Source organism: Helicobacter cynogastricus, from assembly GCF_900197855.1.
Taxonomy (GTDB): domain Bacteria; phylum Campylobacterota; class Campylobacteria; order Campylobacterales; family Helicobacteraceae; genus Helicobacter; species Helicobacter cynogastricus.
On the sequence record NZ_FZMQ01000017.1, the window covers coordinates 1 to 18,224 of the forward strand.

At 45.1% G+C, this 18,224-nt stretch carries 20 protein-coding genes; 18 read left to right on the forward strand and 2 right to left on the reverse strand.

Going from position 1 to position 18,224, the window contains the following annotated elements; all coding sequences use genetic code 11:
- From C6H00_RS07790 to C6H00_RS07840, 11 genes are all read left to right on the forward strand, one after another.
- Nucleotides 1–1,533 (forward strand): coiled-coil domain-containing protein (locus C6H00_RS07790; protein ID WP_158655762.1); only part of this gene is annotated, 1,533 nt, incomplete at its 5' end.
- 64 nt (nucleotides 1,534–1,597) lie between these two features.
- Nucleotides 1,598–4,126 carry an acetate and sugar kinases/Hsc70/actin family protein gene (locus C6H00_RS07795; protein ID WP_158655763.1) on the forward strand — a complete coding sequence of 843 codons (2,529 nt, stop codon included), beginning with the start codon at nucleotides 1,598–1,600 and terminating at the stop codon, nucleotides 4,124–4,126.
- Nucleotides 4,127–4,135: 9 nt separating this feature from the next.
- Complete coding sequence (locus C6H00_RS07800) at nucleotides 4,136–4,720, forward strand: hypothetical protein (protein ID WP_104750429.1); 585 nt, start codon at nucleotides 4,136–4,138, stop codon at nucleotides 4,718–4,720.
- 45 nt (nucleotides 4,721–4,765) lie between these two features.
- Nucleotides 4,766–5,041: a hypothetical protein gene (locus C6H00_RS07805; protein ID WP_104750430.1), complete on the forward strand. Its 276-nt coding sequence runs from the start codon at nucleotides 4,766–4,768 to the stop codon at nucleotides 5,039–5,041.
- A gap of 2 nt (nucleotides 5,042–5,043) precedes the next feature.
- Nucleotides 5,044–6,051, forward strand: coding sequence for an HNH endonuclease (locus C6H00_RS07810; RefSeq protein ID WP_104750431.1), 1,008 nt, complete (start codon nucleotides 5,044–5,046; stop codon nucleotides 6,049–6,051).
- Entirely contained in the window at nucleotides 6,024–6,446 is a 423-nt protein-coding gene (locus tag C6H00_RS07815; protein ID WP_104750432.1) for an SMI1/KNR4 family protein, read from the forward strand. Before C6H00_RS07810 ends, C6H00_RS07815 begins: the two co-directional genes overlap by 28 nt.
- Nucleotides 6,447–6,455: 9 nt before the next feature.
- Complete coding sequence (locus C6H00_RS07820) at nucleotides 6,456–6,683, forward strand: hypothetical protein (protein ID WP_104750433.1); 228 nt, start codon at nucleotides 6,456–6,458, stop codon at nucleotides 6,681–6,683.
- An 11-nt stretch (nucleotides 6,684–6,694) separates the two neighbouring features.
- A complete protein-coding gene (locus C6H00_RS07825) occupies nucleotides 6,695–9,175 on the forward strand; it encodes an FtsK/SpoIIIE domain-containing protein (protein ID WP_233704492.1) in 2,481 nt (826 codons plus the stop codon).
- Nucleotides 9,176–9,262: 87 nt separating this feature from the next.
- Complete coding sequence (locus tag C6H00_RS07830) at nucleotides 9,263–10,645, forward strand: outer membrane protein (protein ID WP_233704493.1); 1,383 nt, start codon at nucleotides 9,263–9,265, stop codon at nucleotides 10,643–10,645.
- A 27-nt stretch (nucleotides 10,646–10,672) separates the two neighbouring features.
- Complete coding sequence (locus C6H00_RS07835) at nucleotides 10,673–11,674, forward strand: DNA adenine methylase (protein WP_104750434.1); 1,002 nt, start codon at nucleotides 10,673–10,675, stop codon at nucleotides 11,672–11,674.
- 112 nt (nucleotides 11,675–11,786) lie between these two features.
- Nucleotides 11,787–12,236 (forward strand): hypothetical protein, encoded by a 450-nt coding sequence (locus C6H00_RS07840; RefSeq protein WP_104750435.1) that lies wholly within the window; start codon nucleotides 11,787–11,789, stop codon nucleotides 12,234–12,236.
- Nucleotides 12,237–12,257: 21 nt separating this feature from the next.
- Here the strand turns inward: C6H00_RS07840 and C6H00_RS08895 are convergent, their stop codons facing one another.
- Complete coding sequence (locus tag C6H00_RS08895; protein ID WP_233704494.1) at nucleotides 12,258–12,395, reverse strand: DNA cytosine methyltransferase; 138 nt, start codon at nucleotides 12,393–12,395, stop codon at nucleotides 12,258–12,260.
- Between the two features lie 193 nt (nucleotides 12,396–12,588).
- Nucleotides 12,589–12,687, reverse strand: a complete 99-nt coding sequence (locus C6H00_RS09100) for a hypothetical protein (protein ID WP_324728790.1) — start codon at nucleotides 12,685–12,687, stop codon at nucleotides 12,589–12,591.
- 156 nt (nucleotides 12,688–12,843) lie between these two features.
- Here C6H00_RS09100 and trpA point away from each other — a divergent pair, with 156 nt between their 5' ends.
- The 7 genes from trpA to serS are packed head-to-tail and all read left to right on the forward strand — an operon-like array spanning nucleotide 12,844 to nucleotide 18,224.
- Complete coding sequence (trpA, locus tag C6H00_RS07850; protein ID WP_104750436.1) at nucleotides 12,844–13,635, forward strand: tryptophan synthase subunit alpha; 792 nt, start codon at nucleotides 12,844–12,846, stop codon at nucleotides 13,633–13,635.
- 25 nt (nucleotides 13,636–13,660) lie between these two features.
- Nucleotides 13,661–14,407, forward strand: coding sequence for an META domain-containing protein (locus tag C6H00_RS07855; protein ID WP_104750437.1), 747 nt, complete (start codon nucleotides 13,661–13,663; stop codon nucleotides 14,405–14,407).
- On the forward strand, nucleotides 14,407–14,958 hold the full coding sequence (locus tag C6H00_RS07860) for a YigZ family protein (RefSeq protein WP_104750438.1): 552 nt from the start codon (nucleotides 14,407–14,409) through the stop codon (nucleotides 14,956–14,958). Before C6H00_RS07855 ends, C6H00_RS07860 begins: the two co-directional genes overlap by 1 nt.
- Nucleotides 14,959–15,396 (forward strand): protoporphyrinogen oxidase HemJ, encoded by a 438-nt coding sequence (gene hemJ / locus C6H00_RS07865; protein WP_104750439.1) that lies wholly within the window; start codon nucleotides 14,959–14,961, stop codon nucleotides 15,394–15,396.
- On the forward strand, nucleotides 15,393–16,169 hold the full coding sequence (gene ubiE, locus C6H00_RS07870) for a bifunctional demethylmenaquinone methyltransferase/2-methoxy-6-polyprenyl-1,4-benzoquinol methylase UbiE (RefSeq protein WP_199769219.1): 777 nt from the start codon (nucleotides 15,393–15,395) through the stop codon (nucleotides 16,167–16,169). Before hemJ ends, ubiE begins: the two co-directional genes overlap by 4 nt.
- A complete protein-coding gene (locus C6H00_RS07875; protein ID WP_233704495.1) occupies nucleotides 16,124–16,975 on the forward strand; it encodes a carbon-nitrogen hydrolase family protein in 852 nt (283 codons plus the stop codon). The genes ubiE and C6H00_RS07875 overlap by 46 nt, the downstream gene beginning before the upstream one ends.
- On the forward strand, nucleotides 16,965–18,224 hold the full coding sequence (gene serS / locus C6H00_RS07880) for a serine--tRNA ligase (protein ID WP_104750442.1): 1,260 nt from the start codon (nucleotides 16,965–16,967) through the stop codon (nucleotides 18,222–18,224). The genes C6H00_RS07875 and serS overlap by 11 nt, the downstream gene beginning before the upstream one ends.

Genomic DNA, 18,224 nt, shown 5'->3' on the forward strand with positions numbered 1-18,224 from the left:
GGGGGGGGGGGGGGGGTAACTTCTAGCCAAAATCTAGACGCCCTAGCCAGCACACTCACAAACACACATTCTTTTACAACATCTACAGACACTAAAGAGGCTTTTCCTCAAGCCTCCGACACAGACAAGATTCTACAAAAACACGAGATTTTTGTAGAAGAGCTTGCCCAAAAGGTTTTAGGTCCAAGCGTGCAAGGCTTGAGCCTCAAGCAACAACAAGAAAAAATCGATCGCGTCATTCAAGCCATTATCAACTTTGCTACCATATCCCAAGACCCTAAACCGGGCGATGACATTTTAAAGAGCGAACTTTACCAAGCTTTGCAAAGGGCTTTAGAAACAGAGCGGAAGAAAAACAAGAGTTTTGGGGATAAAATTTTAGGAATTTTTCGCCCGTCTAAAACCGATTCTAGCGACCCTGAAGCCCAACTCAACGAACTAGAAAAACAACTCAAAACAATCATCGAAGCTCAAGATTTGGAAGCAGAACTTGATGAGGAAGAGCGGGCACTTTTAGAACCACACGAATTAGAGGCACTGAATACCAAGCCCCAACTACTCTTAGAGGAGCTAGAACTACAAATGAGCAAAAGACAAGCAAAAATCAAGGCGTTAAAAAAGAAAGTCAAAAAACGCAAAGAGGAGATAGAAAAGTTAGAAGGGGAGCTTAAAGACGCCAAAGAGGATTTAGGGAAACAACTCCAAAATGCCAAAAATACGCACGATAAAGAAAAACAAGAGCTGGCTCAACAGCTAAGTGCTAAAGAGGGTATGCTTAAAAGGCAAATGGAAAAAATCCAAAACCTAGAGGCAGAGAAAAACAACCTAAGCACCCAAAAAGGAGAACTTGAGACACAACTCCAAACGACAAAAGACGAGAAAGCAAATTTAGAAAAAGAGCACGCAAGCCTCAGCACGGCACTACGAGATAAAGAAAACGAAATTGTAGGGCTTAAAGGGCAGGCACAAAGAGATAGCGCAGAAATCAGCACTCTTAAAGGACAAGTGAGCCAAAAAGAGAGACAGATCAGGGATTTAAACACCCAAAACGCAGAGCTAAAAACTAATGTAGAAGCACAAACAAAGCAAAAACAAGAGGTAGAGGCAAAATTACAAGCATTACAGCAACGCTACAGCCCTCTTGACCCCCTTTTAAATTTGCAGGCTTGGGCGCACCAATCGCCCACAATCGCCAAGCGTTTGGAGATTAGCACCGATTCTAATCTGCAAGACTTCTTTTTCTCCAAACTCTTTAAAAACCCCCTCTTTATCCTCGAAGTGATCGCTAAAGAAATTGCCAAGAGCCCGGCAGATCAGGGCGTTTTGATCGATTTCTTTGAAACCCTCTTTGCTATGCCCTTGCCCGGGCGTTTAGAACGCTTGCAAGTCCAAGAGGGTGACAAATTTGACCCACAAATGTGCGAAATGCGCGACACGAGTCAGAGCACGCGTGGCAGTGTGGTGAAAATCCTCTTTCAAGGTTACAAGGAAGAGGGCAAGATCAAGCACAAAAGCCTCGTAGATGTGCGCTAAGCGTCTGTGGCTGTGTCGCTTTTTTCGTTGTTTCAAACAAAAAACCCCCAAGAAAGGAAATGTTTTGGATTTAAAAGACACTAAATTAACCCTAAATTCTTTGAGCTTGAGCGCGCAACACCCTCTAGCCCAAAAGTTACGCGCGTTGAGCAAGGAAGGCAAAGCATTTAAAGAGAGTTTTCAAGAGTTGCAAAGAAAACTCAAAATCACCTACAATGAGGCCAAGGACAATTTTAAAACAGGTATCAATGATGAGTCTAAAAAACGCTTTTATGAGATGCTAGAGACCATTATTAACGCCCGCCCTGAGTATCCTTCCGCAGAGATTTTAAATATCATGGAGGAGTTAAAAACTTGGCGAGAGGGCGATATCCGCTTTGTAACAGAGGAGCAGTTAAATCGGGTGAAGGCTTCTTTTAAAGCCCAACGAATCAAGATTGAAAAAGACGCCTTTGAGGAGTTTAAAAAGTGGTTACTAGAGGTAGATAATATTGCCATTGGCGTGGATGCCTATAACCCCACCCTCTTAGAAGACCCCAACTCTGGACATTGGGACATTTATCCAAGTGTTACTGAAGATAACCCCAAAAAAACCACCATCAACCCCCAAGTTACTACCTTTGAATTTGACACCCCCCTACAAGCCCGCCACCCCCTCTCAAAGGGCGACATTAAAAAAGTCGAGGTAGCGATCGACTTTGGGACAAAGAGCACCACAGCAGCCTACTTAGACCAACAGGGATATAAAAATCTGATCTCCATTGGCACAAAGGACACCACCGGAGAAGCCCTAGATCGCGACTATGAAAACCCAACCTTTATGGAGTTTAGGCACTATAAGAAATTTTGCCAAGAATATAGCGCGCTTCAACACCGCCCCTTTACAGACATTGACGACCTGGATATTGCACACGGGGCGTTTGAAAAATTTAAGGGTGCCCGGGGCAATGATTACTACCGCTACTTTTACAAACTCAAACAATGGGCGGGGACTTCGGGCAATGAATTTAAGGTGATGGATCTAGACAAACAGCCTTGGGATTTGGGCGATTTGTCAGATTATGGCGCGGGTAAACCCAACCCCATTGAAATTTACGCCTATATTTTGGGGCGTTACATCAATAATATGCTTGACACGGGCGGGGTGTATCTAACTTACTTCTTATCCTACCCGGTCAAGTATGAAAAAGATCAAGCCGAGCGCATCCGTAGTAGCTTTGAGCGCGGGATTAGAAAATCCTTGCCTCATGGGATTTTTGACAAATACAAAAATAAAAGAGGAGAGGAAAAGCAGGAGAAGTTACGCGTAGAATTGCGCGTGAGCGAGCCAGCTGCTTATGCTATCAGTGCGTTATACGCCTTTGGCTTTGATCAAATTGGCGCGAGCGATAGAATCAATTACGGAGTCTTTGATTTTGGCGGGGGCACAACAGACTTTGACTTTGGGGTGTGGCAGGAGAGCGAGGAGTCCAAATACGCCTTTGAGTTGCACCATTTTGGAGCGGAGGGAATGCGCTATTTGGGTGGGGAAAATCTCTTAGAATTGCTAGCCCTGCAAGTTTTTCAAGAGAATTTAGAGGGCATGCGCGCTAAAAAATTTGTGATCGCCGCGCCCAATTACGATCCTAGCCGCATGGACACACAACAATTGCGGAATTTGCTCAGCAATTCTAGGGAAGGACGGCGCAATTTACAAACCATTGCCCACGAATTACGCCCCTTTGTGGAGAATTTAGATAGCGAACATGAGGAACTAAAGGAGGAAATGCGCGATCTCTCGCTCTTTCAAATTGATGGGCAGGAAGACAACGCCGAGCTGAAAATCAATTATGAAGCCCTGCTAGAAACCCTGAAAAAAGAAATTGGTTTAGGGGTAGAAAACTTCTTCCACGCCCTTAGAGTCGCTTCTGAAAAGATGAAAAACGCCACCACCGTGCATATTTTCTTGGCCGGCAATGCGAGTCGCTCGCCCTTAGTTAAAGAGCTTTTTTTAAAAGAAGGGGAGAAGGAAAGAGCCGCCTTTAAACACCGCCAAAGCCAACAAATTAGCAATAAAGAGCCTGAAGACATTGTCTTTGAGCTTTACCCCCCACTAGGCACACCTGAGGCCGATGCCAAGATTAAAGGGCTCACCGGGCATGAGCCAGAAAGCGCGCCCCATCGCAAGGTTACCTGTAAAACGGGGGTGGTCTTTGGCTTGTTAGATAGCCGCGATCGCCCCAGAGGGGGGATTCGCATTTGCTCTGAAGTGTGCGCAGACACCGGACCTCAATTTAAATTCCACTTGGGCTATGAGAAAAAACGCCATTTCCAATTACTGATTAACAAGCGCGAGATGCAAGTGGGCACATGGGTGGAATTGTTTGAGGAATTTGAGGGGGATAGCGTGGAGATTTTCTACACCGACAAACCTAAAGCCACTTCTAACCAGATGGCAATCCATGAGAGCAGTCGGCGCACTATCCACTTGGATGAAGAGTACAGCGACGCGTTGCTGAAAGTGGTGAGCGTGAATACCGACACAATCAAAGTGGGGATTTTTGACCAAGAGGGGGCGAATTTGTATGAGAGCGAAGAAATCCATTTAGACTAGGGAGCGGTCATGAATAGCTATGCCTATGCGTTTGTGTTGTTTAAAAACCAAGTCTGTGTTTTCAAACACACGGGGACAAAATTGCTCTTTGTGTGTTTGGAGGCGCTCAAAGCGGACTTTTGGGAGGATTTTATAGAGCGTTACAACATTGAGGCAAATAAAGCCAAAGACTTTGCCTTTGTGTGGGATAACAAAGGCCCTAGTTTGCTAGATAACCCCCACTTCCAGCCACAATTAGATCAAAGAAGCCTTTGGAATCGCCAACACATGCGCGATCTACTAGATATTTTGGATCGCCAGCACCAATTACGCGCGAGCTTAAAGGACTCCATAGGGCGGGTATTGGAGGGGGGAGATTTGCATTTGCACACCAACGCGTATTTGGAATTACAAGAGATCAAAAGAACCATGAATCCCACAACCTCTAGTAAAGACAAGTCAGTATGGCAAAGAGATCAAGAGGAGTTAACTAGAACCTATGAGGGCAAAGAGCCCCAAAAAGAAACCACCCCCCAAGCGCGCGACACTTCCTTTAAACTCAAGACAGGTGGAGGTGAAGGTGCGCCTAAAAAGGACGAAGAACCCAACCACTAATTTTAAGGGCGGTGGGGTGGGAAAAAATTTTTTTAAGGAGTGCACATGCAAGCACATGCGGATTATCGGGAAATTAGGGATTTTGCGTACTATTTACAGCGTTTTACCAGCGATCTTGGCGATAATGTCAGGGCTTTAAATGGAGAGTTTCACAAGTTGTGCGACACATGGGATGACGATCAAACACGGAGTTTTGAGAATACCTTGAAGGATTTAGAGGTGTTTTTGAAGCGTTTTAACGCTGAAGCGGATGAGCAGGCACGCTGGCTTCATGAGGAAGCTAATATCCTTGAAGAGTATGCCAACAAACGCAACCGCTAACCATGCTAACCGCGAATGTCAACACCGAGCAGGTGCGCCAAGTTGTCCACACCATTAGATTATTTCGCGATGGTTTGCAAGAGAAGACAAAGGCACTTGGGCAAGCCATGCAAGAGCACTACAACAAGGTTTGTCAGGAGTACCAAAACGCACAGAGCAAATTAAGCCAAGCGCGTAGCGCGTTGAGCGCAGCTAGAGCGGCTGAAATGGCTGCTAAGGTGGCTTTAACAGCAGCATTTTGTATCCCCGGACCTTGGCGTTGGGCTGCCATTGCAGCAGCTAGGGCGGCTCTTAGTTTAGCGACTGCTCATAGGGAGGAGTGCGAGAGAAAGGTCCAACTCTTAGAACAAGCAGTACAGATCTTCCAAGAGGAGGTAAAAAACCTTGAAAGCCTCTTACAGGAAACTTGGGAGGAAACCAAGCAATTACTCATCGCCTATGATGAGGAGCACAACGCGCTATGCCAACGCTTAGAAATGGCAACAGAGCTTGTTGAGGAACGCTACAGCATCCCACCCCCAGAGTTTCAACAACTCATGCAACAAGTGGCAGATTTACAAAGCCAGCTAGAACAAGCCAACGCACAAATTGACATAGAGCAAGCCAACGCCCGCTATCAAGAGCTTTTAGAAGCGCGTAAAGAGGAATTCATACGGGGCGAAAACAATGACATGGGCGTGCCCTTTAGCGAGTATCATTTGCCCATTTTTCCAGCCGTCTTTGCGACCACCATCGCGCTTAAGGACTTGGATGCGGATAAATCTGTGCACCACTTCTATGGGATCAAAGCCCTACAAAAAGCCCTAGAGGAACAACCAGACTTGCAAGAACTCTTTGATGAGGAGGAAAGATTGCAAATCCACAAGGGGCTAACCCCTAAGGGCTATTTGTGGCATTTTGATGGCAACCCGCCTTTGGGCAATTTGCAATTGGTGCGCGAAGAAGTTTTACTCAGAGTCCCCCACACGAAAGGATACCCCCTATGGCAACAATACAAAACACAAGCGTAAGTGATTGGGAATTTGTGCTGCCCTTAGAAGACTCCGGGCTAGAGACGGCACAAACTTACGCCCACGTAGAGTTTAGCCCTGAGTTTGTAGAATTTTTAAGGCGGGCAAACAATGCCATCCCACACAAGCGCAGTTTTAGCATTGGCGCGCGCAGCTATCAATTTAAAAATGTGCTCAATTTCAACACAGAGGGTAAATGTCTCTTTGTGTTTTTCATGGAAACTTTAAAAGAACACCTAGGAACTGGTCAAATTGTCTTTGGGAGCGATGGTTATGGGGGGTATTTTTTGCTCGACACAGCCACAAACAAAGTGCATTTTTTAGACAGCGACACGGGCGATAAAACCCCCTTAATTGATTTTGCCATGTTTTTAAAAAAGCTAGAGAGTCTTTAGGAGTGTTGGATGTATAAATTTTATGATGGTAGCACCCACGAGTGCAAACAAATTCAAAGTGCGTTATTAGAGGCGATGGATGATGTGTTGGGGCACAGATTGAGCGCAGAAGTGTTTGAGCCCATGCTCAAGTTATGCCACCGCTTAGAGGAATGCGAATTTGAGGCTAATCGTCGCACGAGTGCGATTGAAAGCCGCTTGGCTCAAGCGCGATCCTTGGTCTCTCAAGCTGGATAAAAGGATTAAATATGTTGAACACCGCTTTACAAGGTTTAGATCGCGCTGTGGCTCAGGTGCGCTTTGAGAATAGCCCCCTATTTAAAATTGAAGAAAGTTATAAGGAAGTGAGTCGGGCTAGGGATACAATTCGTGCTAACCAACCCCAGTTAGGCGGAAAACTTGCCATTAATGAGAGTCAAAGCTATCCTGAGTTTCTAGCTCTAGGTGTGCTAGAAGTAGCAGAAAACACCCCACAAGGCTTAGAGGAGAGCTTTGAAAAATTCTTTGTCCCTAAAACCTATTCCTTCCCTCCGCCCGCCCTCTATGGCAATAGTCCAAACACGCCTAGATTCTTGCGCGAAGCTTTTTTGCGTCTAGTTTCTACCATCCCCCTCACCCATTTACAAGTGGTCTTGGTGGATGCGTTGCAATTAGGCGGAGTGTTCGCGCTCGCACGCCGGCTTTTAAAAAAAGATCACGATTTCATCTATGGGCAAAAAATTTTAACCGAGAGCGATGAGATCAAGCAAGCCTTGAAAGACCTTTATGAATACCTGAAAACGAATTTACAAGAGAAATTAGCGGGCTATAGAGATTTTATGGATTACAACCGCCACAATGCCGACCGCCTAGAAGTGCGCGCTTTGTTTTTAAGTGGGGTAGATGCCCTAGATTCGCAAAGTCGGGTGTATTTGCAACACCTAGTGCGTTTTGGTGCGGCTAATGGGGTGCTGTGTTTTATTTACAACCACAGCGAAAAAGAGGAGTGCTCCAAAGAGGACCTCTCTTTAAATAAAATTTTAGAACAATATGGACAATGCTTTGAAGTCCCACCCATAGATTTGAAACACCTCAATCTCAAAGTGTTACACGATTCAAGCACTTCTCAAGAGCATTTAAACGCCTTTGCTAAAGAAGTGGCGCATTATTACAGCGAGCGTAAGCAAATCAAGCGCGAGGTGAGCGCGTTACAACAAGCAGAGGAATTTTGGAGCAAGAATAGCACGCATATTGTGAGCGTGCCCATTGGTTGGGACAAGGACCATAGAGAGGTGTTATTTGAGATCGGAGGCGATCAAACCCAACACCATACTTTAGTCTGTGGGCGTAGCGGGAGTGGGAAGTCTAACTTTTTAAATGTCTTGATCCAAAACTTGGCTTTTTATTATTCCCCCGATGAATTGCGCTTATTCTTGCTAGATTACAAAGAGGGGGTGGAGTTTAACGCTTACGCTAATCCCACTTTAGAGCATGCTATGCTAGTGAGCGTGCAAAGTTCGGTGTCTTATGGGATCACCTTTTTAGAATGGCTCAATGCAGAGATGACGCGCCGCTCAGATGTCTTTAAATCCAACCGCGTCAAAGACTTCAAGGAATACCGCACACGGATTCAAGAGATCATGCCTAGAATGGTGGTGATCATTGATGAATTTCAAGTTTTATTTACAGATGGAGTGAGTAAAGAGGCGAGCGAGGTTGAGCAACTCTTAACCGCCTTGCTCAAAAAAGGGCGCAGTTATGGCATCCACCTCGTTTTTTCTACTCAAACTTTGCGCTCGAACATTCCAGATCCTTTGAGACTCCAAATTGGCAACCGCATGGCTTTGGCGATGGATGCGGATGATGTGGATCGGATTTTAACCATTCCTTATACCATGCAAGCGAGTTTGCCCAAGGGAAGCCCGGAGGCAATTTATAATAACAATGGTGGTTTTCCTGACTCGCACACGCACATGGTGATTCCCTATGCCGCTAATGAAAAACTCCCTGAACTCATTCTTAAAACTAATAGGGAAGCTAGAGCGCGCGCTTTAGCAGAAGTCCCCCACAAACTCTACAATGGCGAAGAGTCCATTTACATGCCTGAAGTGCTTGAGTTGCAAGGCACAAGTCTACAGCTAGGCGTGGGCGTGGATTACGAGCAAAAAGACTTTGTGCTCTGTTTTGGGGCAAATCGGGGCGCGCATTTGCTCATCGTGGGCGCGGACTTGCAAGCCCAACTCAACTGGTTTAAGATCATTGGCAAGAACGCCCAAGCTTTGGGCAAAAAGCTTTACTGCTACCATGCTAACAGATCTTTAAGCACACACATGCCCGCTCTACAAGATTATGGTATCGCCCCCACCCACACCAGCGCACAGATGTTTGTAGAGAATTTAGAGCCCGGAAGCTTGATTCTCATCGATTCGCTTGATGATGCCAGCGATCTACACAGCGAGCGCGAAGGGCAACTCAAGCAGTTTAAGGCTTTTTTAGAACTTGCCATTGACAATGACCAACATTTCATTATTTTTGTCAATAACCTAAAAAGGTTGTCCAGTATCGCGCGTGAAACGGATTTTGTGGTGGGTGAATGCCAGTATCGCATTGTCTTTAAAAGCAATGCCATTGACTTAGCACGCGCCACCTCTACAGACATCAGAGACGCACTCCACCCCCTCAACGCCCGTTTTTATAACACGGCCACAGATGAATACCAAGACTTTAGACCCTATAGTTTGAGGGAGTGAGGAGCTAAAAAGATTTGACTCTAAGATTAAAACAAGCACTTGTGAAATAGACTAGAGGTTTTTGAAAATACAATAGTGGAAGTGTTTATGCGGCCGGTTTTGTTGGTGGTGTTAGCGGTGGGTTTGAGCGCAGAAAGCAGTGGGTTTTACGCACAGGTAGGGTTCCAATACTCTAATGCCACACAAGATAGCGCGGCAAGCAAAACAGACATTCAGACCTTCAAACAAGCCTTACAAACAAGGGTTAATTTTGAAAAGGCATTCCCCCCACATCATTGGACAGCACCATCTCCAAACACAATACCCTTTGAAGACAAACAGAATAATCCATATGAAAAAAGCAAGCAATATTTACAAGACTTGGTCAATTGGGAAGGAAAACCCAATATTGATATTGATGCACTCAAAGCGAGCTATCAGCAAAATGCAGAACAATTAATGTCTGCTTGGATAGCTTACACTATTGAAAAGGATCGAGAAGACGCGCCTAATGCGCCCAATAGTGTTGTGGGGAATATTCTTGGTGTGCTGGGCGAGTTGACAGCTATGAACGCGCAGGCAAAAAATACACCTCAAGTCCCCCAGCTCGAACCAGCTTTTAAAGCGTTTGAAGCAACCAGTCAGCAAGTAGCCAAGGCTCTAGGAGTGAATGATATATTTTTTTTAGGTCTTCAAGGTAGTGCAACAATTTCTGCATTACAGACCCAAGTTTCTGATTTGGGGAATGCAGCCGATACTTTGAATGCTGCACTGCTCAATGCACTCACTGACGCATCCAGTCAAAAACCCGTTGTATCCGATGTTAATCAAAGGGAAAAACTGGCAACAGCTATTCAAGACCAGTATAGTCAAGTTTCTGTACTTGCTCAAGCTCTTCAGAAAGTTTTAAAAGAACGCTATGGAATTTCTCCTGCCATGCAACACCGCTACAGCAATTCTAATCTCTATGGAGTGAATGTGCAAGCGGGATACAAACAATTCTTTGGGAGTTCGAAGCGTTGGGGGTTGCGCTACTATGGCAGTTTTAGTTACAACTGGGGAGAGGGTTCTAAAACAGGCCATGGCATTGACAGCGTAATCTATGGAGCAGGTGTAGATGGTTTGTTTAACTTCTTTGAGAGCAAAGATCATAATCTTACTAGTGGAGTCTTTTTAGGCTTAATGTTTGTGGGGAGCACATGGGTAAACAACAACATAGCCTTAAGGACAACTCTTGATGCATGTAAAAATGATCGTGCTTGCACACCGCAAATGCGATCTAGTTATTTTCAATTGCCTTTGACCTTTGATTTTAGGGCTAATATTGGCGCACATAATGGCTTTGAGATTGGTACGCGCATTCCTCTATTGCCCATGCCTTATTACTACGCTTCTATGGCTACAAGCTATGGAGTATGGGGGACTTACAAGCAACAAATAGGTTTTAAACGCAACGCTTCGGTGTATTTTAACTATGTCTTTAATTTTTGATGGGGAGGTGAAAACACCCACTAATCCATGAACTATATTGGTTCTAAGCGCAAACTCTCTAATTTTCTATTTAGCAATATTCAAGAGGTGGTGCTAAATTGTGGGGTTTCTCTCTGCGATTGTGTTTTTACCGACCTTTTTTCAGGCACAGCGGCTGTAGGACGGCTATTTAAAAACCATGTTAGACAGGTCATTAGTAATGATAAAGAGTTTTATAGCTTCGTGCTAGCCAAACACTATATCCAAAACACCCAGCCCTTAGAGCGCACCCAAGTCCTTGTAGATGAACTTAATGCCCTCCCCCCAACAGAGGGCAAAATCTATCAGCATTACGCGCTAGGGGGCGGGGAAGGGCGGCAGTATTTCAGTAATCACAATGCAGGCAAGATTGATAGTATACGCGCTCAAATTGCTACATGGCAGGCAGATAATACCATCAGTCAAGCCGAGTTTTACTTTTTGCTCACTTCGCTTTTAGAAGCAGCTGATAGAGTGGCTAACACCGCTTCTGTCTATGGAGCGTTTTTAAAACGCCTCAAAAAAAGCGCGCAACAAGAATTAATATTAATTCCAGCACCCTTAGAGTTAAGCCAAAACTCCCATTATGCCTACAATAAAGATGCAAAAGAACTCATCGCGCGCCTACACACCGATATTTTATATTTAGACCCTCCCTATAATCAGCGAGAATACGGAGCCAATTACCACCTCTTAAACAGCATTGCGCTTTATGATGACTTCACTCCACAAGGCAAAACGGGACTAAGAAATTATGAAAAATCTGCTTGGTGCAAAAAATCCTCAGCGTATGAGAGTTTAGAGTATGTAATTAAGCACACCCGCGCGCGTTTTATTTTTTTAAGCTACAACGATGAGGGGCTACTAAGTTTGGAGGAAATCGCAACCCTCTTTAGCCAATACGGGCACTACAGCCTTAAAAGCCATGCCTACACCCGCTTTAAGGCTGATTCTAAGCGTGTGCAAACCAAAGAGAGCACAATCGAATATTTACATGTGCTTCAAAAGTAAAAATTTTGAACTTTAAGGCATACCTGCGCCTTGCAATTAACCTATAGTTAACACTTTTTTAGGTTGGGGTTAGAGGGTTCAGGGAATGGGGCAAATTTGCAAAAGGGATTGCATGGCAACAAATTTGGACAATGTGTTAAAAAAGGGAACGGTGGCGTATATTCAAGATGGGACTTTTACAGACAGAGCAGCGATTTATGTAGGGAATAACGAATTTGTAGAGTTTATTCCTGATGGTGTGGTGGTTAAAATCAGCGTGAGCGAGTGGATCACCTCTACTAAGGATCGTAAAAATGGCAAGCGCAATATGAGAGCAAAATTTGAAGTTTGTTGTTTGGGTAATTCATGTGTGGGCTCTCAAGAGGTTTGTGATCGCGCGCTTAGTATGGTAGGGACACGCAAAGAGTATGAATCCATTATGTACAATGATTTCAACTTTGTCAGTGGATGTTTGAGTGGAAATTTTGAGGGCGGAGAAAATGTTTGGAATAACACTCTAAAAAGATTAGCTGAACACACTTTGGGGGGTAATAATTGGTGTTCCACCGAGTATGCTGATTAGCAAAATAAAAGCTTAATTTGCTCAAGAGCCCTTAGGGGCAAACAAACCCACTAAACGCTGAACTAGCGCGCGAATTACAGGCACACAAACAGAGTTGCCACGCCGAGTACACAGGTGGCCAGGGCTCACCACAATTTTAAAGTCTTTAGGAAAACCCATTAAATTCAGTAATTTTTTAGGGGTGAAGTGGCGCGTGCCATTGACCAGCTGTTAGCTATATGAGGCGTTAGCTCCGAGCGTGCAGGTGTGATCTAAAATACTCACATTCTCGCTCTTATTTTCATGCCAATTCAAAAAATAGTGCACCTCGTGGGTCTTCTAAACCCCCTTGAGCCCCCATAATGCTAAAAGCTTAACAGGAGAAACCCGCACATAAAATACCAAAGAGGGGAATGTCTTGGGCTTTTACTTGGGTGATGTCTCCAGCGGGGGTGGGCTTAAAATTAGCTATATAAGTTTTCTAGTCACTAGAAAACACACAGCGCGCCCGGACTTGCTCAAAGGTTAGTCTAATGCTTCCAATTCCAGCAAATGTAACGATAAAAGTTAGCATAAGTGTATTTTAGTGCCTCATTGAGATTTTATCTCATGTGCCGATGTAGAGGCTATGAGATACGCAAAAATTTTTGAAAAAAGGGGCGTGTTTGTGCCCTTTGTGATGTTGGGCGATCCAAGTTATGAGATGAGTTTTGAGATCATTAAAACTCTTGTAGATGCAGGGGTGGATGCCTTAGAGTTGGGTTTTGCTTTTTCAGACCCGATGGCGGATGGTCCGATTATCCAAGCGAGCCATTTAAGGGCGTTGCAACATTCTACCAGCATGCGCGCTAATTTTGTCCTTTTGGAAAGGGTGCGCGCCTATGCTCCACATATTCCTATCGGGCTCTTGCTCTATGCTAATTTGGTACACCGCTTTGGATTAGATGACTTTTATCATGCCTGCGCACAGAGCGGAGTAGATAGCGTTTTGATTGCCGATGTACCTCTTTGTGAGAGCGCGCCCTTTGTGCACAGCGCACAAAAGCACCAGATTGCCCCTATTTTCATCGTTGCTCCACACACAAACCAAGCGTATTTAGAACAGGTTGCCAAGCAAAGTTTGGCTTATATTTATGTGTTGGCCCGCAGGGGGGTAACTGGAGCTAGCCAAACTTTAGGCCAAGAAGCTAAGGAAGTCATCGCCCATCTTAAAGAACTTACGCCTCTACCTTGTTTGTTGGGTTTTGGTATCTCTAAACCTATCCATGTGCAAGAAGCCTTAGATTTGGGCGCGGATGGGGTGATTTGTGGTTCAGCCATTGTTAAGATCATAGAGGAGGAGCTAGAGGATTCTTCTTTGGTATTGGAAAATTTGCGCATTTTTGCAGAGAAGATGCGCATGGGGTTGTGCTATAATTAGGGCTCTAAATGTCTAAAGGGGTGGAGTGCGAGGCTTTAAAGGTGTTTTTGGTGGGATAAAGAGAAATTTAAGCTTGTGGATAGGGGTTTTTCTGTGCGCTTTTTTATTGGGGGGTTGTTTTTTAGTGCGCTTCTTTAGCAAAAACTTTAATTACAATCGTTACCGTATTACTAAAGTTGTTATGGGTGGGCATGCCTTTGATTTTAAAGACATTATCTTAGAAGCCCAAGAACTCAATCCAGACCAAGATACCAATGCTCCAAATACTCCTACAGCCGATATGACTTTGCCTCAAAAGCCCCCTGCTCCGACCCCTTCCCCCGCTCAATCTCCCAAAAGTAAACTTGACTTATTAAAAGCCGAGTTAGATGCTAAGATTAAAGACCTGAATGCACAAAGTCTTCCTCCAGATAATTCCATGATTAAAACAGACATGAAGCAGCTCCAAAGCGATATCGCTCGCAACCACATTAAAAAACTTCCTCCAAATGTGCTCAATAGTCCGATGGGGCGCGTGGAGTTTGACCAAAAACAATTACGGGCTTATGGGCTGATCTATTGCAATAAGTATTTTATTAGCTACGCTTTCCGCGATGACGACCATTTACGCATTGAGGATAAGGGTATTTCACGCCGTGTGTGCAAGAACGAAAAGCTGATGGCCTTTGAACTGGCTTTTTATGAAAATTTGCAAGGGCTCTTCACGATCACGCGGGGTAAAACAACTCTGGTCTTAGACAATCAAAAAATGCAAATTTACCTCCAACATTAATGTTTCAAGTTAATCGCCTGCTCACCTCTAAGCATAAAATCAAGGGCTCGATTTTTCTAGGCTTTTTAATGCCTAGCGGGGAGTTTGAAGCCTGTTTAGAACGCCTGCGTAAAGAACACCACAAAGCCCGTCATATCGTCTATGCCTATAGATGCATGCGCTGCGCCCGCCTAGAGGAAGCCTTGCATGAGGATAGAGAGCCCAAACACAGCGCGCAAGGACTCTTAGAGATTTTACGCCATGAACAGCTTTGCCAAAGCGCGGTGATTGTAGTGCGCTATTTTGGAGGTGTGCTCTTGGGCGTGGGGGGCTTAATGAAGGCTTATAGTACCAGTGTGCAGCTCTGTATTCAGAACATGCGCGCACAAGATGCCTTTGAAGAATTTCAAGAACCCCTTGTGTGTTTTATTCCCTATGCTAAACTAGATGCCCTTAGCGCGCGGGCAAAAAAATGCGCTGTGCGCTTAGAAAAGCAATGTCTAGAACCTGAAGGGGTGTGGGTGCGCTTAAAGGGCGCGCATGCATCCACTCTATTAGGAGAGATACAATAAATGGAAAATTGGTATTTATGGATCAAGATCGCACATGTCATTGGAGTTATCTCGTGGATGGCCGCACTCTTTTACCTGCCCCGCCTCTTTGTCTACCACCGCGAACATCACGATAAGCCCGAATTTGTCGCCATTGTGTGCATTCAAGAGCAAAAGCTGTATCAATACATCGCCATGCCTGCGATGATTTTGGTTGTGATCAGCGGTTTAGCCTTGCTCTATATTTTGGGCACGGAAGTCTTTAAACATGGTTGGTTGCACCTCAAACTGCTCTGTGTGCTGATTTTACTGCATTATCATTTCATGTGTGGGAAGTTTATACGCGTCTTAGGGCAGAATGGGCAGCATAAAAGCGGGAGATTTTTTCGCTGGATAAATGAAGTGCCCACAATCTGCATGATCGTGATCGTCTTTTGCGCGGTAGGGAAATTCTTTTGAGATCAGAGCGTCAAGAGGAACAAAAAAAGATCATTGGCATGTTTGATGCCATCGCTAAAACTTATGACACCACTAACCGCGTTCTAAGCTTTAAGCAAGATGAAAAATGGCGCAAAGACGCGATCGCGCGCGCTCTGCGTTGGGTGTATGCCTTTAAGGGAGATTTGCAACATTTGCGCGTGGGCGATATTGCCTGTGGTACAGCAGACATGCTCTTGCACATTGTGCGTGCGCTGGAGCAAAAGGGGAGTTTGGAGCGCATTTATGGGATTGACCCTTCTAAAGAAATGTTGCTTTTAGCGCAAGATAAGATTGCTCAACACGCCCCGCTAGCCCCCACTCAATTAGAGTGTTTGGAAGCCACGCAGTTAAGCGCGCTCTCTGCAGAGAGCCTAGACCTCATTAGCATTGCCTATGGGTTGCGCAATGTGCTAGAGTGGAAAGAGGCACTTAAGGAATTTAGCCGCACCCTTAAAAAAGGGGGCGTACTCTTGGTGCTAGAGTTTATGCGCTGTGATCAACGCGGGATTTTGGGCACTTTGGCGCATTTTTACACTTCTAAAATTTTGCCCATTTTTGGCATGCTTTTAAGCCGTAACTACAGCGCATATGCCTATTTGCCCGCTTCCATTGAGAGTTTTATCAGCGTAGACGAATTAGAGGACGAACTCAATACCTTAGGCTTGGAAGTGGTGGAAAAAAAGCACTATTTGTACAAAAGTGTATCTTGTATCTTGGCGGTGAAAAATGCCCCGGAGACTCCATGCACCTAGCCCTTTTTCAAATAGCGCGCTTTGATTTAGATTTTATCAAGAGCAATTTAGCCCAAATTCCAGAGGGCGCGCTCTGCCTTTTTCCTGAGTACATTCTAAGCCCTTTTTTTTTAGAACTGCTCCAAGCAGAACCATCACGCCTGCTAGATCAAGTGCAGACCCATCAAGCCCAGCTACAAGAGCTTGCTGCCCAGCGTGGGGTGCATTTGATCATTCCCACTTTGAGTGCGCATGGACAAGGTTTGCTAAAAGAAATGGCCTGGATTAGCCCCCAACACAGCCAGTTTTTTCCCCAGCAACGCCTCATCGCCTTTGATCATTGGGATGAAGCTGCCTTTTTTGCCAACCCTAAGCAGGCGTTTAAAACCCCTCTTATGTTCTACTTAGAAGGGATTAAAATTGCCGCGCTCTTTGGTTATGAGGTGCATTTTGACGCGCTTTGGCTAAAAATACAGGAGGAGGGGGTAGACATGGTGTTATTGAGCTGTGCGAGCACTTTTGAGTCTTATGAGCGTTGGCGGGCGGTGTGCAGCGCGCGCGCTTTTTGTAACTCCATGTTGGTCGCACGGGCTAATCGCATCGGCATGGTGCGCCAAGAATACTATCAAGGGGTCAAACACAATCTGCCTTGGCGCTTTTATGGGGATAGTTTTATCGCCCTGCCCAATGGACAAATTAACGACAGCCTGCAGGGACAAGAGGGAGTGTTGCACCTAGAAGTGCATAAAGAGTATTTGGACGCATGGGCGCGCGAATGGGGCTTTAGAGAGCCTAGAAAATGTGTAGGAGAAAACCATGATAGATAAGAAATTACTACTTAAAGATTTTGAGGGGGTGGTGGAAAATCTGCAAAAACGCTTTGTAGACCCTCAAATCTTGCACCACTTAAAAGAGGTTTTACTAGAATTCAAGGCGCAAAAATTCCAATTAGAGGAAGCCCAAGCTTTTCAGAACAAGATTTCTAAGGATTTTTTTCAAGCCCAACGCCAAAACACCCCCCAAGCCAACGATTTAAAAACCTCCTTAGAGGAAAATAAAACCAAGATCGCCCAGCTACAAGCCCAAGTCAACACCCTAGAAGAAGAGTTAGACACCCTTTTAGCTGGCTTGCCTAATTTGCTAGACTCTGCAACTCCCTTTGGCAAGGATGAAAACGATAATGTGGAGATCAAAAAGGTATTGAGTCCCAAGAGTTTTGATTTTGCCCCTCAAGAGCACCACATTTTAGCCCAAAAAAATGGCTGGATTGACTTTGAGCGCGCAGTCAAAATTTCTAAGAGTCGTTTTAACGCTCTGCGCGCACAAGGGGCTTTAGTGCACCGCGCCTTAGCTAATTTTATGCTCGATTCTAATGCCAAGCACGGGTTTGAAATTGTCAGTCCGCCGGTTGTTGTGAACGCTACTAGCCTCTTTGGCACAGGGCAACTTCCCAAGTTTCAAGAAGATCTTTTTAAAATTGAGGGGGAAGAGCTCTATCTTATCCCCACCTCTGAAGTGAGTTTGACCAATTTTTATGCCAATGAGATTTTACCCTGTGAGCAACTCCCTATCAAGCTCACCGCTTATACCCCCTGTTTTCGCAAAGAATCCGGGAGTGCCTCTAAGGACACGCATGGGATCATCCGCCAACATCAATTTGACAAGGTAGAATTAGTCGCGCTCACCCACCCTGATGAGAGCACTCGTATGCAAGAGCAAATGTTAGAGGCCGCCAGTGCGATTTTATGCGCTCTAGAGCTCCCACATCGTTTTGTCCAGCTGTGCAGTGGAGATCTAGGCTTTAGCGCGAGCAATACGATAGATATTGAAGTGTGGTTACCCGGACAAAAGTGCTACCGCGAGATTAGCTCTGTGTCTAATACGCGCGATTTTCAAGCCCGCCGGGCTAAAATCCGCTTCAAAGAGGGTAAGAAAAATGCGCTAGTGCACACTCTCAATGGCTCATCTTTGGCGGTGGGGCGCACTTTAGTTGCGCTGATGGAAAACCACCAAAAAGCCAATGGGGAAATCTCCATCCCCAAAGTCCTAGAACCCTATTTGAAATCTTGGGTGTGA